The sequence below is a fragment of the Streptomyces sp. NPDC027962 genome, assembly GCF_055566095.1.
The window spans coordinates 1-1,950 of the sequence record NZ_JBVHTA010000104.1 but is presented as its reverse complement, the minus strand read 5'-3'; the positions used below and the strand labels follow the sequence as shown (position 1 = coordinate 1,950).

Here is a 1,950-nt window from a genome sequence, read left to right as displayed (position 1 = left end):
CTCACGTCAGGGCAGACAGAAGCACCCCCGGCGCGCGCCACGGGATTTACCACGCCCACGGCGCGCGCCGAAGGCGCGCTGCGCTGCTGACCTGGGCTTTTATGAGCCGCCTCCGGGATTCGAACCCGAGACCTACGCATTACGAGTCAGCACGCGATCACCACGATCTTGATCAACATGACCCGATCCTACGGAAAGTGGCAGGTCAGAGCGGGTACAGGCTTCTACTTCCGTCTGGTCTTGCTGCATCGTTCCTGATCCTTCCGTTCCCACCAGGTTCCCATCCGTTCCCGTGCTCCGGCCCCCAGGACCGTGCTGAACGGCAGCATCGCTGGTCGGAACGAGGAGCCAATCCGGGGAGCTTCGCACCGGTATTGGGATGAGATAGACGTCCTGCCCCCTTCGCCCAGGGTAGAGCCGTTGACCGTTATCGCAGGTCAGCCACGTAAGCGACAGCATGGTGCACCAGCTCTAACCGATCCGGTGTCACGAGAGTTCGCTCCCGTTCGGCCCACCGCAGTCCTGGCGTCTCGGCCCGCCCTGGCAGGCCAGGTTCTCAGCACCGCCAGGAGCAGGGTTCTGGGGCCCTCGCCGCACTTCCTGTAGCGTCCTCAGGCGCGGAGCTGGGATGCTGGTGTACAGAGGAATTCACGAGGACCGGAGGGGGTGGACCATGGCGTACTCGACTCGTATGGCTGCGGCTCTCTCTGGGGCCCGACCGGGCAGCTGCGGTCATGGCGGCAGGACCGTGGCAACGGTCCCATCCTTTGTCCTGAGCTTGCGGCCAAGCCGGCCCTGTACTCCTTCCGTGACGTGCTGGCACTACGCGCCTTCGCGATCCTGCGACAGGACGTGTCACTGCAGAAGATCCGCAAGGCTCTGGCCACGCTGAAGCGGTTCGGCGAGGTCGAGCACCTGTCCAGCTACTCCCTGGTGGCTGAGGGCGACTCCATCGTCCTGGTGCGCGACGGGACTGACGATCACGCGACTGACCTCGTCGAGCATCCCGGGCAGCGGGTGATCGCCACCATGGCTGACATCCTTCAGGAGTTCGCGCCCCGCGCCGGCGTCGTGGTCCCGCACCTCCTGCGGCCCAAGCAATACGTCAGCGTCGATCCTGAGACCCAGGGTGGGCAGCCGGTCATCAGCGGCACCCGTGTCCCTTTCGATGCTGTGGCCGAGCTCGTGGAGGACGGAATCCCTCCCGAAAAGATCGCTGACTACTATCCCGGCGTGACAGCGGAGGCCGCCCGTGACGCAGTGTCCTTCGCCCTCTATGTGGACAGCTACAGCCCGGGACCGCGCGCTGCCTGATGCGCATCCTCATTGACGAGAACGTCCCGGTACAGATGCTGGAAATGCTCAGGCGGCTGCTGCATGAGCATGAGGTGCGCCACGTCAGCGAGATCAAGTGGGCCGGGAAGAAGGATCTTGCTCTTCTCCCTGACGCCGCGAAGAGAGGCTTCGAAGCCTTCCTGACGAAGGATGGACGCCAGTTGGAGGACCCCTCGGAGACGGCCGCCATCAAGAGGTCGGGCATGCATCACATCCGGTTCAGCCATGGCCACAAGGGCATGGCAGGCCTGGCCTGGCCATGGGGGCAGTGATCGCCGCCATGCCACTGATCGTCCGTGACCTCGAGACATCGGAATGCCAGCAGCTCGTCCACAGCAAAGGGCTGAACCCTGGCAGCAAACAGCGGTTCGATCTGGTTGACCCTGCCAAGGAACCACCACGCTACTGGCCGCGATAGTCCCGCCACGCGGAGCTTGAACCGCCCCCGGGTCATACCGTCGGAGTCTCCATTCCAACCCGGGCGGTATTACGACAAGAACCGTTGCAGTTCGAGAGGGCGCCTAGTGTCTCGTGATCCTGTTGATGTCACTTCGAGTTGTTTGCCACGAGTTTCTTGATGTTGGTCTGGACGAGGCGGACCTTCGCCAGAATCTC

Annotated in this window: 2 protein-coding genes; both read left to right on the top strand. The window is 63.6% G+C overall.

The genetic code is table 11. From position 1 onward, the window contains the following. The first annotated feature begins 813 nt into the window (after nt 1-813). Nucleotides 814-1,314: a DUF433 domain-containing protein gene (locus ACZ4SA_RS36845; RefSeq protein WP_468283207.1), complete on the top strand. Its 501-nt coding sequence runs from the start codon at nt 814-816 to the stop codon at nt 1,312-1,314. Further along, a complete protein-coding gene (locus ACZ4SA_RS36840) occupies nt 1,314-1,607 on the top strand; it encodes a DUF5615 family PIN-like protein (RefSeq protein ID WP_468283204.1) in 294 nt (97 codons plus the stop codon). The genes ACZ4SA_RS36845 and ACZ4SA_RS36840 overlap by 1 nt, the downstream gene beginning before the upstream one ends. Nucleotides 1,608-1,950: the final 343 nt, after the last annotated feature.